Raw genomic sequence first — 15,437 nt, 5'->3', positions numbered from 1 at the left:
AGCGATGATCGCCGACGAAGCCAGCATGGCGCACATGATGGCGGCCGCGCAAAGGGGCGACCGCGAGATGTACCGCGTCCTCCTGGGCGAAGTGCAGCTGTGGCTGGCGCGCTATTTCAGGAAACGCGTGCCGCCCGCGCAGCTCGATGACTTGGTGCAGGAGGTGATGATGGCCGTCCATGCCAAGCGCGCCACCTGGGACCCCACCCGCGCCTTCTACCCCTGGCTCGCCGCCATCGCGCGCTATCGCTGGGTCGATCACCTGCGCAAGGTCTACCGCAGTGCGGAAGACGAGCTGGGCGACCATGACGCCGCCGAAGACAGCGAGGAAGAGGCAGTGATGGCCCGCATAAGCCTGGAACGGTTGTTCGTGCACCTGCCCGACCGGCAGGTCGAGGTTATCGAACTGGTCAAGATAGAGGGGCTTTCTATCGCGGAAGCCGCAGAACGGACCGGGCAGAGCGAAAGCCTGGTCAAGGTGAACATCCATCGCGGGCTGAAGAAGCTGTCCGCGCTCGTAGAAAAGGCCGAATAACAATGAACCGGGTCCCCAATCCGCTTATCGACGAACTGGCGGACGATCTCGCCCCCGTCGCCCCGATCCGCCCCTGGCACGGCGCGCTGCTGGTCGCGCTGTCCGCGCTTGCCACCGTGGTGCTGGTCGAACTGGTCGACGGGCTGTGGCGCGGCATCGCCACTGGCGCTGCGTCGAGCATCTTCTTCATCGCCAACGGCATGCTGGGCCTGCTTGCCGTGGCAGCGGCGGGCGCGGTCGTTTCCATGGCGAGCCCGCGCGTCGGCAACCGCCATGAAGGCGCGCGCTGGTCGGCGGCCATGCTGGGCCTGCTCCCCCTGACCGCACTGCTGGCGCTGGGTGGCGGCGGCCTCTACGCGGCGGTGTCGAGCGATCCCTACGGCTTCGAGTGCTTCCTTGCAGGCGCGGGCTTCGGCCTGGTGACGGCGACAGCGTTGGTCCTGTGGCTGCGCCGCGGCGCGCCTGTCTCGCTGGGTGCGGCAGGTCTGTTCACCGGCATTGCGGCAGGCGCCATCGGCAGCTTCGCTTACGGCCTTGCCTGCCCCATCGACAGCATCGACCATCTCGGCATCTGGCATGTCGCGCCGGTTGCGCTGATGGGTCTCGCCGGCAGGATCGCCGTGCCCCCTCTGGTGCGCTGGTAGCGCCTAGAGCCAGCGCAGGCGGCGGAAGACCACGATCAGCGTAACGAAAACCGCAAGGCAAGCGGTCACCACTACCCAGAACGCCTCGGGATTATCGGCTCCCGGCATACCGCCGACATTGATGCCGAGCAGGCCGGTCAGGAACGACAGTGGCAGGAAGATGCCTGCCACAATGGTCAGCATGTAAGTCGCGTGTTCGCTGCTGGCGAGGCTGCGGGCGCGCAGTTCGTCCTGCAGCACGACAGCGCTTTCCTTGCTGATGTCGATATCGTCGAGATAGCGCCGCAGGCGCGCGATGCTTTCGGCGATCTCGCGGCGGTCCTCTTCCTCGAACCAGTCGGGCGAATCGCGGCTGATCTGTTCCAGCGCCTCGTGCTGCGGGGCCATGTGGCGCTTGAGGCTGAGGCAGTTGCGCCGGATGGTGGAGATGCGCTTCAGCATCCCTTCGGGGTCCTTTTCCGGGTCCTCTTCCTCGAGATCGTCCAGCACTTGGTTCATGTCGACGATCGACTGGCTCATCCGGGTGATGAGCAGTTCCGCAAGCAGCGTGATGGTACCACCTGCGTCGAGCGGGCCGTCACCGCGGTCGAGCATGCCCATGACCTCGCGCGGGGTCTGCATCGGCGCGCGGCGCAGGGTAATGAGGCGCTGGCCGTCACTCCACAGCTGCATCGAGATCATGTCTTCCGGCTCTGCGCCGGGATTGAAGTTGATGCCCCTCAGCGTCGCCACCAGCGTATCGTCCTCGCGAAAGGCGCGCGGCCGGGTCTGGTCGCTGGTCAGCAGCTCTGCAGTGGGTTCGGGCATGCAGAGCTCGTTTTCGAGCCACAGGCGCGTGCCTGCAAAATCGCGGCGAAGGTGCAGCCACAGCACTTCGTCCGGCGACTGTGGCGTCCATCCCTGCGCCTCGTCCCAGCCGATCGGCCGGGCCCCGCCCTTGCCGTCCATCACGCGCCCGAACAACAGCGGGGCCTGGGTCGAGATTTCGTCGGTCGCTTCGCTCATGCGCGTCTCATGCCCCAAGTCGTGCGGCCTGTCATTGCCCCTTCATCGAAGCGCCTCTATATCGCCCCCATGTCATCCGTACGTCCCTGGCGCACTATCGAGCGCCGCCAGTCCCGCCAGATCATGGTCGGCAATGTCCCTGTCGGGGGCGATGCGCCGATTACCGTGCAGACCATGACCAATACGCCCACCGAAGACGTGGGGGCGACGATCGACCAGATCCGCCGCTGCGAGGATGTGGGCGCCGACATCATTCGCGTGTCCTGCCCGACCGAGGAAGCGACCGCGAATTTCGACAAGATCACCAAGGCAGCGAATGTCCCGATCGTTGCGGACATCCACTTCCACTACAAGCGCGCGCTCGAAGCGGCCGACAAGGGCGCGGCCTGCCTGCGCATCAACCCGGGCAATATCGGCTCGTCCGAACGGGTTGCCGAAGTCGTGCGCGCCGCGAAGGCGAACGGCTGCGCGATCCGCATCGGCGTGAACGCGGGCAGCCTCGAGAAGGACCTGCTGGAAAAATACGGCGAGCCCTGCCCCGAAGCGCTGATCGAAAGCGCGCTTGACCACATCAAGCTGCTGCAGGACCACGATTTCCACGAATACAAGGTCGCGGTGAAGGCGTCCGACGTGTTCCTTGCGGTCGCGGCCTATCACGGCCTTGCCGAAGCGGTGGACTGCCCGCTGCATCTCGGCATCACCGAAGCGGGCGGACTCATCGGCGGGACGGTCAAGTCCTCCATCGGTATCGGCAGCCTGCTGTGGGCGGGCATCGGCGACACGATCCGCGTGTCGCTGTCGGCCGAGCCGGAGCAGGAAGTGAAAGTCGGCTTCGAAATGCTGAAGGCGCTCGGCCTCAGGACTCGCGGCGTGCGCGTCGTCTCCTGCCCCAGCTGTTCGCGCCAGGGTTTCGACGTCATCCGCACGGTCGAGGCGCTGGAAAAGCGGCTCGAACACATCAAGACGCCGATGAGCCTCTCGGTCCTCGGCTGCGTGGTCAACGGTCCGGGCGAAGCGCGCGAGACCGACATCGGGCTGACCGGCGGCGGCAATGGCAAGCACATGGTCTATCTCTCGGGCGTGAAGGATCACCACATCGAGAACGAGGACATGCTCGACCACATCGTCCGGCTGGTGGAGGAAAAGGCTGCCGCCATCGAGGCCGGTGACGCGGTCGCTTTCGATCCGCACGCGGTCGCCGCCGAGTGATCAAGGCATTCGCGAACCGCCTCGCTGATGTCCTGCGCGACAGCGGCCGCATCTGGCTGCTTGCGCCGATCATCCCCCTCATCGCGATCGTGCCGGAATTCATCCAGCACGTGGCCGAGATCAACCTGGACATGTTCGACGATATCGAGAGCGCGCGTGCAGTATCGAACGGCGAGACGCGCTGGGCCTTCGGCTATGCCAAGCTCGCCGGCTATTTGATCGCCATCCTCGCCGCGATCCGCTTCTGGGCCGCGCGGCGCGAAGGTTTGCCCTGGTGGTCGATGAAGGGCATCGCGTGGAAGGTCTTCGGGATCGCCTTGGTCGCCAATATCGTGGTGGGGCTGGCCAGCACGGGCCTCGAAATCGGCACTGCGCACTATGGCGAAACGACCGTCCAGGCGATCTCGATCGCCTTCAGCATCATTACTCTACCGATCTTCGTCATGCTGATCGCAGGACTGGTCGGGGACCGGTCTACAACCCTTGCCTCCGTCTATCGCTCTGGCTGGGGCGCAGCGCTGCGGATCGTGATCTTCTCGGCCATCGTCCTCGTCCCGCTGATGTGGCTGCACTCGCAGAACCACGTCTGGGCAATGGGCGCGGACAAGGCTCTGGTCTGGGCGCTGATGGTCTTCGACAGTCTCGTCGTCGGCCTGTTGGCAGGCGCATGGGGCACCGCGATCCACCACGGTTATCGCCCGCTGTCCGAACCGCTCGACAAGGGCGACGACGCGGGCTTTACGGCGGTTTAATCCCTTCCCGTTAGGTTTGCGGCCATGATCAGGCCGCTGCTCTTCATCGTTGCCGCCATTTCGGGCCTCGCCGCGTTCGCCGTGCGCGACCACCCGGGCGTGGCCGCCGAGGAGCCGGGAGAGGTGAAACGCTTCAACTCCTCGCCCAACCCGTGGTCGAGCGATGCGGTGATCGAGGCCCAGCAGGGCGGTGAATGGTACGGCGAAGTCCGCCTCGAACGCGCGGGCGACGGCCACTATTATTCCAGCGCGAGCGTGGGCGCGGCAAAGTTCAACGTCATCGTCGACACCGGCGCATCGGTCGTGGCGCTGACCGGGGACGATGCCCGCGCGGCTGGTCTGAGCTGGGAACAGCACGAGGTCGCCGTCGTCGGCCGCGGTGCGAGCGGCGATGTCCACGGCGTCATCCGGCGCATCCCCGAAATCGATGTCGGCGGCATCACTGCCCGCAATGTCGAGGCGATCATCATTCCCGAAGGACTGGACGTCTCGCTGCTCGGCCAGAGCTACCTAGCCCATGTCCGCAGCGTGGAAATCCGCGGCGGGCAGATGGTGCTGTCCAACATGTGATTGCGAAGGCGGGGCTTTCGGCCCGGCATGACGCTCGCTAAGAACCGGTGATGCACCGCACACCGCTCCTCCTGCTCGCCAGCCTCTCGCTCGCTGCCTGCGCCACCGTTCCCGAAGCTGCCGCGCCGGCCCATCCCGAGGCACGGCCCTACGCTGTGACGAAGAACCCGATGGGCGAAGTCGATGCAGCGCTTGCCCGCGCGTCCGAGCGGGGCACGCGCCTGCTGCTGGTGATGGGCGGGAACTGGTGCCACGACAGCCGCGCGCTGGCAGGCTGGCTGGAAACACCGCGGTTCGCCGAACTGGTCGAGCGCAGGTACGAACTCGTCTACGTCAACGTCGGCCTTCCCCAGACGGGCGACGGGCACAATCTCGACATCGCGCAACGCTTCGGCTTGGATGAACTGCCCGGCACGCCGAACTTGCTGGTCGTCACCGCCGACGGCACACTGGTCAATGCGGACACGGCAACGACGTGGCGCAATGCTGCGAGTCGCAGCGAGGATGCAATCTACGAGGAACTGGTCGGCCTCGCCGGATAGGAGATACGGCGCAATGGCTCTCGAAGCGGATTACCTGGTCATCGGGGCGGGCGCGACCGCGCTCTCCTTCGTCGACACGCTGCTCGAACAGGACGAAGAGGCGACGGTAGTGATGATCGACCGCCATTCGGCGCCCGGCGGGCACTGGAACGATGCCTATTCCTTCGTCGCGCTGCACCAGCCAAGCTCGTCCTACGGGGTAAACCGTGTGCCGCTGGGGCAGGACCGGATCGACGAGGCCGGTCCCAACAAGGGCTTTTTCGAACTGGCGAGCGGGGCCGAAGTCCTGGCCTATTTCCAATCCGTCATGCGCGATCACCTGCTCCCCACGGGCCGGGTGCAGTATTTCCCGAACAGCGAATATGACGGCGAGCGGGGCTTCCGGAACATCTTCTCGGGCGAGGAGACTCAGGTGACGGTCAACCGCAAGCTGGTCGACACGACCTATTTCGAAACCTCCGTCCCCTCGACCCACAAGCGCGCCTTCACGGTCGCCGACGGCGTACGCGTCGTCGTGCCCGGCGCGTTGCCGGACCTGTGGAAGAGCGGGCCGCTGCCGCCGCATTACTGCATCCTCGGCGCAGGCAAGACCGCGATGGACACGGGCATCTGGCTGCTGGAGGCGGGCATTCCGGCCGACAGCATTACCTGGGTGAAACCGCGCGAAAGCTGGCTGATCAACCGCGCTACCGTGCAACCGGGCGAACAGTTCTTCGACAGCACCATCGGGGGACAGATCAGCATCATGAAGGCCGCCGCCGCTGCCACTAGCGGCGCGGAGATCTTCCACCAGCTGGAACGCGACGGCGTGATGCTGCGCATCGACCGCGACGTGGAGCCGGAGATGTTCCACTACGCCACGATCTCGCAGGGCGAGGTCGACCGGCTGCGCGGCATCGGCAACGTTGTGCGCATGGGCCGCGTCGAAGCGGTCGAGCCTGGGCGCATGGTGCTCCAGGGCGGCGAGGTCGCGATGCCCGAAGGCACGCTCTACATCGACTGCACTGCTTCGGCCGTCCGGCCAAAGCCCGTCGCGCCGCAATGGCAGGGCGACCGCATCGTGCTGCAATTGCTGCATGTCCCGCTGGTAACGCTCAATTCCGCAGTCAGCGCCTTCATCGAGGCGAATTTCGACACCGACGAGGAGAAGAACGCGCTCTGCCGCCCGGTGTCCTTCATCGACAATATCGACGGCTATTCCGGCATCATCCTCGGCACCGGCATCAACCGCTTCACCTGGGCGCAGAACCCCAAGGTATCGGAATTCCTCGCTGCATCGCGTCTCGATCCCTCGGCCCCGACGATCCGCCAGCTGCGCGAAACAGCGCCCGAGCGGCTCAGCATCATTGCCGAAATGCAGGGGGCGGTGATGGCGGCCATGCCGAACCTCCAGAAGCTGGCGGCGAAGGCTGCCGCAGAGGCGCAGGCAGGCTAGAGGGCGCCCCATCCTCCACGTCGTCCACCACGTCGATTACATGGCGCCCGCGCCCGCTCGCGGGACCTTCCGCTTCGACAAGTACCGGGCGGTCATACAGATGCTGCGCGAAAGCGGCGAGCCGATAACCGAACACGCGCCCCCGTCCTGCCCGCGCCAGTGGCTGGAGGCGGTCCATTGCCCCGCTTACGTTGAGGAAGTGCTGAGCGCCGCGGTCCCGCCAGAGAAGGAGCGCCGCATCGGCTTTCCCGTCACCCCGCATATCGCCAGCCGCGTAACGCATACCAATGGCGGCACCTGGCTCGCAGCGCAGCTTGCCTTCGAGTATGGCTATGCAGCCAATTCCGCTGCCGGTAGCCACCACGCGCTGCACGATACCGGCGCGGGTTACTGCGTGTTCAACGACCTTGCCGTCTGCGCCAACCGCCTGATTGCACAAGGCGATGCGGGCCGCGTGCTGGTGGTCGATCTCGACGTGCACCAGGGCGACGGGACCGCCAGCCTGACGGCAGGGCGCGACGACATTTTCACCCTGTCGCTCCACGCGGAAAAGAACTTCCCCCTGCGCAAGGCGCGCTCCAGCCTCGACGTGCCGCTGGCCGACGGGACGGACGACGACGGCTATCTGGAGGCGCTGGAACGCCAGCTGCCGCAGGTCCTCGACAGCTTCGCGCCGGATATCGTGTTGTACCAAGCCGGTGTGGACGTCCATGCGGACGACCGGCTGGGCCGGCTGGCCCTGAGCGATGAAGGTATCGCGGCTCGCGACCGCTTCGTCGTGAACGCGGTGCGCGGGCGTGGACTCCCGCTCGCAAGTACGCTTGGTGGCGGATACGGGACCGATCCGCTGGAAGTCGCACGGCGGCACGCGCGTTCCATGCTCACCTGCGCGCAGGCGAATGTCGCATTCGACCATTCATTTTCGCGCAGCACGTCCTATGTTATAAGCCAGAAACCATGAAGCGTCGCGATCTCATCAAGGGTACCATTGCAGCCGCAACCGCTGCCGCGCTGCCCGCGCGCGTCTTTGCGCAGGTCAATCCGACCTCCTCGCGCGACCGCAAGCTCATCGAGATCGCCCGCCGCCAGCTGGACCGCGTGGGCGCGGATATCTGGAAGAAGGATATCGTCGGCATTGCCGATTTCGGCCTCCATTCGGCCAAGGAACGATTCCACTTCGTCGATCTTGACAACGAACGGGTGGAAAGCTTCTTCGTCACTCACGGCACGGGTTCCGACGGCGAACACGACGGCTGGCTGAAGCGTTATTCCAACATCGAAGGGAGCGAAGCGACCAGCCGCGGCGCTTACATGACGCGCAGCTGGTATCGCGGGCGCTACGGCACCTCGATCAGGCTGGACGGGCTGGACCCGACCAATTCCAACGCACTGCCCCGCGCCATCGTGATGCATCCGGCCGAATATGCGCGGCCCGAACATATCTCGCGCTACGGGCGGCTCGGCCGGTCGAACGGGTGTTTCGCGCTCGGCCCCGACCAGTTCGACAAGGTGCTGCTGAAGCTGAGCGGCGGACGCCTGCTGTTTGCCGAAAGCCTCGGTCTCGAAGCGGACGGCAGCCAGCTGCCTCCACCGATGGCGCAGATGGACCTGCTCCTGCGGCCGGGTGGCGGCACGTTCGAGCGCACCAATCCCGGCCTCTTCTAGGCCCTATCCCCTAACCGCTCAGGTCTGCATGTCGTCGACGATCTCGACGACTTCCTCGCTCGTCTCGCGGGCGCGGTTCGACTGGCGCGGCGCATCGAGTGCGGCCAGCACGGGCGCATCGCGGTCGTAGATGTCGCCGAAGGTCTTCATCACCCCGTCGACGTCGCTCGCCATGGTGAAATAGGTGATGTAGACCGGCCACTGCTTGTCCATCGCATAGCGCGTGTATTCGCCGCTGGCGGTGATTTCGGACACTTCCTGCTGGATCAGCGGCAGGTCTTCCTTGCTCTTGGCATTGCCAAGCATCGACATGGTCATGGCCAGTTCGCGCGCACCCTGCACGCGGATGCAGCCGTGGCTGAGCGCGCGGTTGTCCTGCGCGAACAGATTGCGGTTGGGCGTATCGTGCAGGAAGATCGCGTGCGGATTGGGCATGTCGAGCTTCATCAGGCCGAGCGCGTTCTGCGGCCCCGGCTGCTGAACCACGGTGACCCAGCCATTGGCGCCCTTGGTCGCCTTGTATCCGGCAGCCTTGGCCCAGCCGGGATTGCCCAGCACCTTCGCGCCCAGGCCTTCGCCCTTCACGATCGACTGCGGAACGGTCCAGGTCGGGTTGTAGATGACTGCTTCGACCATTTCGGCCAGCTGCGGGGTCGCGGTGCGGCCCGGCTTGCCGACGATGGTGCGGTAGCTCTTGATGATGCGCCCGTTCACGGTCAGCCGCAGCTTGTATTCGGGCACGTTGGTCAAGAGGTACTGCTTGCCGAGGTCCTGCGGCAGCCAGCGCCAGCGGTCCATGTTGGCGCGGATCAGCTTGCGCTTGGCAGGATCCTTGGCCGATGCCAGTTCGGTGCGCAGCTTGTCGTAATCGGGATGCACGGGATCGAGCGAATCGAGCGTACCGGCGATGTCGCCGCTCGCCAGCGCGTCTTCCAGCAGCTTCCAGGTCGGCAGGCGGTCCGCATCGGGATCGATGACGAACCACTGGCGGCGCGATTCCATCGGCGTGCGCCCGTCGCGCAAATCCTCGACCAGCCAGACGAAGATCTCGCTCGCCATGCGGTTCACCTCGCCGCCCGGCCCCTTGACGGTCAGCAGTTCGCTGAGCTCGTCGGCGCGGTAATCGGCCGGGTTCAGCCCTTCGGCGGCAACGGTCGGGATATAGGCGAGCAGCGCCTCGACCTGTTCGACGCTCCAGATGCCTTCGAGCGAGGGGACTTCCTGTACGACTTCGCCGCTTTCCATGCGGATATCGCCGAAGGCTTCATCGACGCTCTGCTGCTTTGCCGGGGCGGGCTTGGCCGGCTGCGCCTTGGAGGCAGGCAGGAGGCTTTCGGGCGCGCTGTTCTGCGCCTGCGCAGTGCCTGCGAGAAGAATGGCGCCAGCCGCGCCGGAAAGAAGAAGAGTCTTGATAGTCATTCAGCCCACCGGATGCCGTCCGTTTCGGATCGACCTTCATTAGCAATTGTTTGGCCCTTTATCCACGTGTGCGGCTTGCACAAGGATGAACCGGCGTGACCTTCTCGCCTGCCCGTAATATGCCCGCCCGGCATGAGCGCGCAGGACAACTCGATCCGCCCGGTACTGGCGGCAACGCTGGGAATCGCGCTGTTCGCGGCGATGGATGCCGTGATGAAGGGCGGCGCGCTGGCGATCGGGGCCTACAGCGCCTTCCTGCTGCGCTGCATGATGGGCAGCGTGCTGCTGGCACCGATTTGGTGGTGGCGCACAAGGGTCTTCCCGAGGGGCCGCGTGCTACGCATCCATCTGGTGCGCGGCACGGTCATTGCCTTCATGGGGTGGAGCTTCTTCGCCTCGTTGGTCTACCTGCCGCTCGCCGAAGCCATTGCCATCAGCTTCGTCGCGCCGCTGATCGCGCTTTATCTCGCGCGGCTGCTGCTGGGGGAGGTCATCCGCCCGCGCGCTGTTGCCGGGACGGTCCTTGGCCTTGTCGGCGTGATCGTGATCGTGGCGGGCCGCATCGGGCGCGAACGGCTGGACGGGGATGCCGCCTTCGGCATCGCTCTGGTACTGGTATCCGCCGTCCTGTTCGCCTGGAATCTCATCCTCCAGCGGCAACAGGCGCTGGTGTCCTCGCCGCTCGAGGCGAGCACCTTCCAGAACGGTACGGTGACGCTGGTGCTCGGCGTCGGCGCGCCCTTCCTGCTGGTCCTGCCAGACCGCGAGACGGTCATGCTGCTCGGCCTTGCCGCCGTGCTGGCGATCCTCGCCGCCATGCTCTTCATCTGGGCCTACGCCCGCAGCGAGACGCAGCGGTTGGTGCCGATCGAATACACCGGCTTCCTGTGGGCCTCGCTGTTCGGCTGGCTGTTCTTTGCCGAACCGATCCGCCCCCTGACCGTGGCAGGGGCAGTGCTGATCGTCATCGGCTGCTGGATCGCGACCCGCCGCCGGACCGAACAGACCGCGCTTTAGCGGACAGCGGCGATCAGCGTATCGGGCTGTTCGCTCGCCTGCGCGGTGTTTCCGGCGCATGTGAAGGCGGCGCTGAAACAGCCGATCACGCCAAGCGCGGCTGCAGTTACGGCGATACGAAGGGTGCGGCGCGAACGGGTGTGCGCCTGCGACTGGGCAGTCATGTCATGCTCCTCTGGCGGGCCGCGCCTCGACTGGACTGGCCATCCGGCGCCGTTGCCCCAATTTTGCCTTAATAAGCCATGAAGCGGCAGTTTTGTTCCCGATGAGACGTTTTGCCTAGGCGGCGGCCCTTGATTTTTCGCCCGTCTCGGCGCAGGTGCGCGGCACATTGTGCCCGCCCGCCCGCACAGGCGCGAAAGGCCCCATTCTAGATCAAGGACGAATGCGCGCATGACCCAGGTCGGCAAGGATACGCTCGGAACCCGCTCCACCCTCACCGTCAACGGCAAGGACTATGCCTATTACTCCTTCGCCAAGGCGGAAAAGACGATCGGCGACGTGTCGAAACTGCCGTTCAGCCTGAAGGTGCTGCTGGAGAACATGCTGCGCTTCGAAGACGGCGGCTTCACCGTGTCGACCGACGATGCGCAGGCGATCGCCGACTGGCAGAAGAACCCCGCCACCGGCAAGGAAATCCAGTACCGCCCGGCGCGCGTGCTGCTGCAGGACTTCACCGGCGTGCCCTGCGTGGTCGACCTTGCCGCGATGCGCGATGCGATCAGCAAGCTCGGCGGCGATACCGCCAAGATCAACCCGCAGGTTCCCGTGAACCTCGTGATCGACCACTCGGTCATGGTCGACGAATTCGGCCACCCCAAGGCGTTCGAGAAGAACGTGGAACTCGAATACGCCCGTAATGCGGAGCGTTACGACTTCCTCAAGTGGGGCTCGAAGAGCTTCCAGAACTTCACCGCCGTCCCCCCGGGCACCGGCATCTGCCACCAGGTGAACCTCGAATATCTCGGCAAGGGCGTGTGGTCCTCCGCTGGCGAAGACGGCCAGCTGGTCGCCTATCCAGACACCTGCGTCGGCACCGACAGCCACACCACCATGATCAACGGCCTCGGCGTGCTGGGCTGGGGCGTCGGCGGGATCGAAGCCGAAGCTGCAATGCTCGGCCAGCCGGTGTCGATGCTGATCCCCGAAGTCGTCGGCTTCAAGCTGACCGGCGCGATGGCCGAAGGCGTCACCGCCACCGACCTGGTGCTGACCTGCGTACAGATGCTGCGCGAAGTCGGCGTGGTCGGCCGCTTCGTCGAATTCTACGGCGAAGGCGTCGCCAACCTCACCCTCGCCGACCGCGCGACGATCGCCAACATGGCGCCCGAATACGGCGCGACCTGCGGCTTCTTCGGCATTGACGACAAGACGCTCGAATACATGCGCCTGACCGGCCGCGACGAAGACACCATCGCTCTCGTCGAAGCCTATTCGAAGGAACAGGGCATGTGGTTCACGCCCGAGAACGAGCCGGTCTTCACCAAGACCCTCGAACTCGACGTGTCGAAGGTCGTCCCCAGCCTTGCAGGCCCCAAGCGTCCGCAGGACCGCGTCGCGCTGCCGCAGGTGGACGAGCTGTTCAACACCGACCTCGAGAAGGTCTACAAGAAGGCCGCTCCGGCTCGCGTCGGCGTCGAGGGCAAGGACCACGACATCGGTGACGGCGATGTGGTCATCGCGGCCATCACCAGCTGCACCAACACTTCCAACCCCGACGTGCTGATCGCCGCCGGCCTCGTCGCCAAGAAGGCGAACGAGCGCGGTCTCAAGCCCAAGCCGTGGGTCAAGACCAGCCTCGCACCGGGCTCGCAGGTCGTCACCGACTATCTCGAGAAGAGCGGCCTGCAGGACGATCTCGACGCGCTGGGCTTCGACCTTGTCGGCTATGGCTGCACCACCTGCATCGGCAACTCGGGCCCGCTGGCCCCGCCGATTTCGAAGGCGATCAACGGCAACGACATCGTCGCTGCCAGCGTCCTGTCGGGTAACCGCAACTTCGAAGGCCGCGTGTCGCCCGACGTGCGCGCCAACTTCCTCGCCAGCCCGCCGCTGGTCGTCGCCTACGCATTGAAGGGCACGGTGACCGAGGACATCACGCAGACCCCGATCGGCCAGGACCAGGACGGCAATGACGTGATGCTGGCCGACATCTGGCCGTCGAACGAGGAAGTGCGCGCACACCGCATCGCCAATATCGACCGCAACATGTTCGAAACCCGCTATGCCGACGTCTACAAGGGCGACGAGCACTGGCAGGCGATCAAGGTCGAGGCGTCGGACACCTATCGCTGGAACCCGGTCAGCACCTACGTTGCCAGCCCGCCCTATTTCGAAGGCATGGGCATGGAGCCGGCACCGGTCACCGACATCGAAGGTGCAAAGCCGCTCGCCATCCTCGGCGATTCGGTCACCACCGACCACATCTCGCCCGCCGGTTCGATCAAGGAAGACAGCCCGGCAGGCGAATACCTCAAGAGCCACCAGGTCTCGAAGGCGGACTTCAACTCCTACGGCTCGCGCCGCGGCAACCACGAAGTCATGATGCGCGGCACCTTCGCCAACATCCGCATCAAGAACGAGATGGTCCCGGGCGTCGAAGGCGGCGTGACCACCTACAATGGCGAGCAGATGGCAATCTACGACGCCGCGATGAAGCACAAGGCCGACGGCACGCCGCTGGTCGTCGTCGCGGGCAAGGAATACGGCACCGGCTCCAGCCGCGACTGGGCGGCCAAGGGCACGATCCTGCTGGGCGTTCGCGCGGTCATCGTCGAAAGCTTCGAGCGTATCCACCGCTCGAACCTCGTCGGCATGGGCGTGCTGCCGGTCCAGTTCAAGGACGGCGAGACGCGCAACAGCCTCGGCCTCACGGCGACTGACAGCTTCACGATCCGCGGCCTTGCCGACCTGACGCCGGGCCAGGACCTGGAAGTCGAAGTCACCCGCGAAGACGGCTCGACCTTCACCTTCACTGCGCTCTGCCGCATCGATACGGCCAACGAGATGGAGTATTACCGCAACGGCGGCATCCTCCACTACGTGCTGCGCAAGCTGGCCGCATGATGCTGCGGTCGCTCCTTGCCCTTGCGGCGGCGGGCCTGCTCGCCGCCTGCTCGGCAGGTGCGACCACCGCGGACGACGATGTCGCCGCGCCGCACCTTGCCGGCGCGCTGACCATCGAGGCCAAGGCACTCGCCACGCGCATCGAGGCTGGCGAGCAGATCCAGCTGATCGACGTGCGCACGCCGGAAGAATTCGCCGAAGGCCACCTGGAGGGCGCGATCAACGTCCCGCTCGACAGCTTCAACCCCGCTACCCTGCCCGATACGGGCGGGGCCGAGCGAGTGCTCTATTGTCGTTCCGCGCGCCGTTCTGCCGAGGCAGCAGAGAAGCTGGCCGATGCGACCGGACGCGATGCGGTGCACCTCGAAGGCGGCATCCTCGCCTGGGAAAAGGCGGGCCTTCCGGTCGAGCGTGACTGAGGCGGCGTGACGCTGCTCGGCCGCCTGGCGGGACTGCTGCGCCCACGCCCGGTCGACCCCATGGCCGACCCGCAAATCCTTTCCGCCATCGGCTCCAGCGTCCGCGAGCGGCTGCTTGCCGACCCGCGCGCGCAGGAGCGTGGCCGCTCCAAGGCCGATCTATTCCTGCTGCCCGGCTTCCTCGCGCCTGCAGAGTGCGAACGGCTGATCGCCACCATCGAAAGTCGCATCCAGCCCTCAAAGCTGTTCAACGAGCGCAAGGTGCCAAACGCGCGCACCAGCTCGACACATTTCTTCGCGCAGGAAGCGCCGGAAACGCTCGCGCTCGGGCACAAGATCGACGAAGTCACCGGCATTGCGCGCAGCCACGCGGAAACCATCCAGGGCCAGCGTTACCGCGTGGGCGAAGAATACCGCCACCACCGCGACTATTTCCGCGAGGAACGCGACCACTGGCAGAACGAGCGGCGGCGCGGCGGGCAGCGTAGCTGGACCGCGATGGTCTACCTCAACGCGGTGGAAGCAGGCGGGGAGACCGAATTTCCTGAACTCGGCCTAACCGTCAGGCCCGAACCCGGCCTGCTCATTGCATGGGACAATATGGACCGCAGCGGGCGCCCCAACCGGAATACGCGCCATGCCGCACTGCCTGTCATCAGCGGGGAGAAATACGTGATCACGCAGTGGTACCGGCAGGAAGAATGGAGTCGCAATTACCGCTGAAGAACCGGCCTGCCGGACTACGACCTGTCCAGCCTGTTCGACGAGCGTCTTTGCCATCCGGTCATGCTATGTGCATAATACTGTTCTATATCCATGAATGTTGAGACAGATTTGGCCGTCCGATAGGCCCGGAAGGAAGAGACATGAAGAAGACCGCAATCGCCCTCGCCGTAACCCTGCTGATGGCGCCTGCCGCCTACGCCCAGGATGCAGAGCCTGCTGCTGGCGACACGGCTGCAACCACTGCCGCAGACGACGGTGAAGAGCGCGTCATTTGCAAGCGCACCTCGATCGTCGGATCGAAGTTCAAGAAGAAGATGTGCGGCACCAAGGCCGATTGGGACCGCATGGCCCAGAACAGCAAGGATGCTACGCGCGAATTCCAGACGCGCGGCCGGGGTGTCGAACCGGGCAACTGATCAACCCCGTCAACAAT

At 65.4% G+C, this 15,437-nt stretch carries 17 protein-coding genes; 14 read left to right on the top strand and 3 right to left on the bottom strand.

Annotation, left to right across the window (positions count from 1 at the left end):
• Positions 1-4 precede the first annotated feature (4 nt).
• Together GRI42_RS12945 and GRI42_RS12940 are read left to right on the top strand one after the other, a co-directional pair.
• Positions 5-535, top strand: coding sequence for a sigma-70 family RNA polymerase sigma factor (locus GRI42_RS12945; protein WP_160608881.1), 531 nt, complete (start codon positions 5-7; stop codon positions 533-535).
• Between the two features lie 2 nt (positions 536-537).
• Complete coding sequence (locus tag GRI42_RS12940) at positions 538-1,179, top strand: NrsF family protein (RefSeq protein WP_160608880.1); 642 nt, start codon at positions 538-540, stop codon at positions 1,177-1,179.
• Between the two features lie 3 nt (positions 1,180-1,182).
• Here the strand turns inward: GRI42_RS12940 and GRI42_RS12935 are convergent, their stop codons facing one another.
• A complete protein-coding gene (locus tag GRI42_RS12935; protein WP_160608879.1) occupies positions 1,183-2,184 on the bottom strand; it encodes a zinc transporter ZntB in 1,002 nt (333 codons plus the stop codon).
• A 69-nt stretch (positions 2,185-2,253) separates the two neighbouring features.
• On the opposite strand from GRI42_RS12935, the gene ispG reads away from it, so the two are divergent.
• Genes ispG through GRI42_RS12900 form a run of 7 tightly spaced genes read left to right on the top strand, consistent with a single transcriptional unit; the run spans position 2,254 to position 8,357 of the window.
• Entirely contained in the window at positions 2,254-3,393 is a 1,140-nt protein-coding gene (gene ispG, locus GRI42_RS12930) for a flavodoxin-dependent (E)-4-hydroxy-3-methylbut-2-enyl-diphosphate synthase (RefSeq protein ID WP_160608878.1), read from the top strand.
• A complete protein-coding gene (locus GRI42_RS12925; RefSeq protein WP_160608877.1) occupies positions 3,390-4,145 on the top strand; it encodes a hypothetical protein in 756 nt (251 codons plus the stop codon). Before ispG ends, GRI42_RS12925 begins: the two co-directional genes overlap by 4 nt.
• Positions 4,146-4,169: 24 nt before the next feature.
• On the top strand, positions 4,170-4,715 hold the full coding sequence (locus GRI42_RS12920) for a retropepsin-like aspartic protease family protein (RefSeq protein ID WP_160608876.1): 546 nt from the start codon (positions 4,170-4,172) through the stop codon (positions 4,713-4,715).
• Between the two features lie 50 nt (positions 4,716-4,765).
• Positions 4,766-5,257: a thioredoxin family protein gene (locus GRI42_RS12915; protein ID WP_160608875.1), complete on the top strand. Its 492-nt coding sequence runs from the start codon at positions 4,766-4,768 to the stop codon at positions 5,255-5,257.
• 13 nt (positions 5,258-5,270) lie between these two features.
• Positions 5,271-6,692, top strand: coding sequence for a hypothetical protein (locus tag GRI42_RS12910; protein ID WP_160608874.1), 1,422 nt, complete (start codon positions 5,271-5,273; stop codon positions 6,690-6,692).
• 40 nt (positions 6,693-6,732) lie between these two features.
• Entirely contained in the window at positions 6,733-7,653 is a 921-nt protein-coding gene (locus GRI42_RS12905; protein ID WP_199800466.1) for a histone deacetylase family protein, read from the top strand.
• Positions 7,650-8,357, top strand: coding sequence for a murein L,D-transpeptidase catalytic domain family protein (locus GRI42_RS12900; RefSeq protein ID WP_160608873.1), 708 nt, complete (start codon positions 7,650-7,652; stop codon positions 8,355-8,357). The genes GRI42_RS12905 and GRI42_RS12900 overlap by 4 nt, the downstream gene beginning before the upstream one ends.
• 18 nt (positions 8,358-8,375) lie before the next feature.
• Here GRI42_RS12900 and GRI42_RS12895 read toward each other — a convergent pair whose 3' ends face one another.
• Positions 8,376-9,776 (bottom strand): L,D-transpeptidase family protein, encoded by a 1,401-nt coding sequence (locus tag GRI42_RS12895; RefSeq protein WP_160608872.1) that lies wholly within the window; start codon positions 9,774-9,776, stop codon positions 8,376-8,378.
• 132 nt (positions 9,777-9,908) lie between these two features.
• Here GRI42_RS12895 and GRI42_RS12890 point away from each other — a divergent pair, with 132 nt between their 5' ends.
• Positions 9,909-10,793: a DMT family transporter gene (locus GRI42_RS12890; RefSeq protein ID WP_160608871.1), complete on the top strand. Its 885-nt coding sequence runs from the start codon at positions 9,909-9,911 to the stop codon at positions 10,791-10,793.
• Here the strand turns inward: GRI42_RS12890 and GRI42_RS12885 are convergent.
• Positions 10,790-10,957: a hypothetical protein gene (locus tag GRI42_RS12885; protein WP_160608870.1), complete on the bottom strand. Its 168-nt coding sequence runs from the start codon at positions 10,955-10,957 to the stop codon at positions 10,790-10,792. The two genes, GRI42_RS12890 and GRI42_RS12885, sit on opposite strands and share 4 nt — an antisense overlap.
• Before the next feature lie 229 nt (positions 10,958-11,186).
• Between GRI42_RS12885 and acnA the strand changes: the two genes are divergently transcribed.
• From acnA to GRI42_RS12865, 4 genes are all read left to right on the top strand, one after another.
• Complete coding sequence (gene acnA, locus GRI42_RS12880) at positions 11,187-13,859, top strand: aconitate hydratase AcnA (RefSeq protein WP_160608869.1); 2,673 nt, start codon at positions 11,187-11,189, stop codon at positions 13,857-13,859.
• Positions 13,856-14,278, top strand: coding sequence for a rhodanese-like domain-containing protein (locus tag GRI42_RS12875; protein WP_160608868.1), 423 nt, complete (start codon positions 13,856-13,858; stop codon positions 14,276-14,278). Before acnA ends, GRI42_RS12875 begins: the two co-directional genes overlap by 4 nt.
• Positions 14,279-14,284: 6 nt before the next feature.
• The gene (locus GRI42_RS12870) at positions 14,285-15,001 is read left to right on the top strand and encodes a prolyl hydroxylase family protein (RefSeq protein WP_325065336.1); all 717 of its coding nucleotides are present in this window, start codon (positions 14,285-14,287) and stop codon (positions 14,999-15,001) included.
• Positions 15,002-15,144: 143 nt separating this feature from the next.
• The gene (locus tag GRI42_RS12865) at positions 15,145-15,420 is read left to right on the top strand and encodes a hypothetical protein (protein WP_160608866.1); all 276 of its coding nucleotides are present in this window, start codon (positions 15,145-15,147) and stop codon (positions 15,418-15,420) included.
• Positions 15,421-15,437: the final 17 nt, after the last annotated feature.

The organism is Qipengyuania gaetbuli (genome assembly GCF_009827315.1).
Classification (GTDB): domain Bacteria; phylum Pseudomonadota; class Alphaproteobacteria; order Sphingomonadales; family Sphingomonadaceae; genus Qipengyuania; species Qipengyuania gaetbuli.
This window is presented reverse-complemented; position numbering and strand designations above follow the sequence as displayed.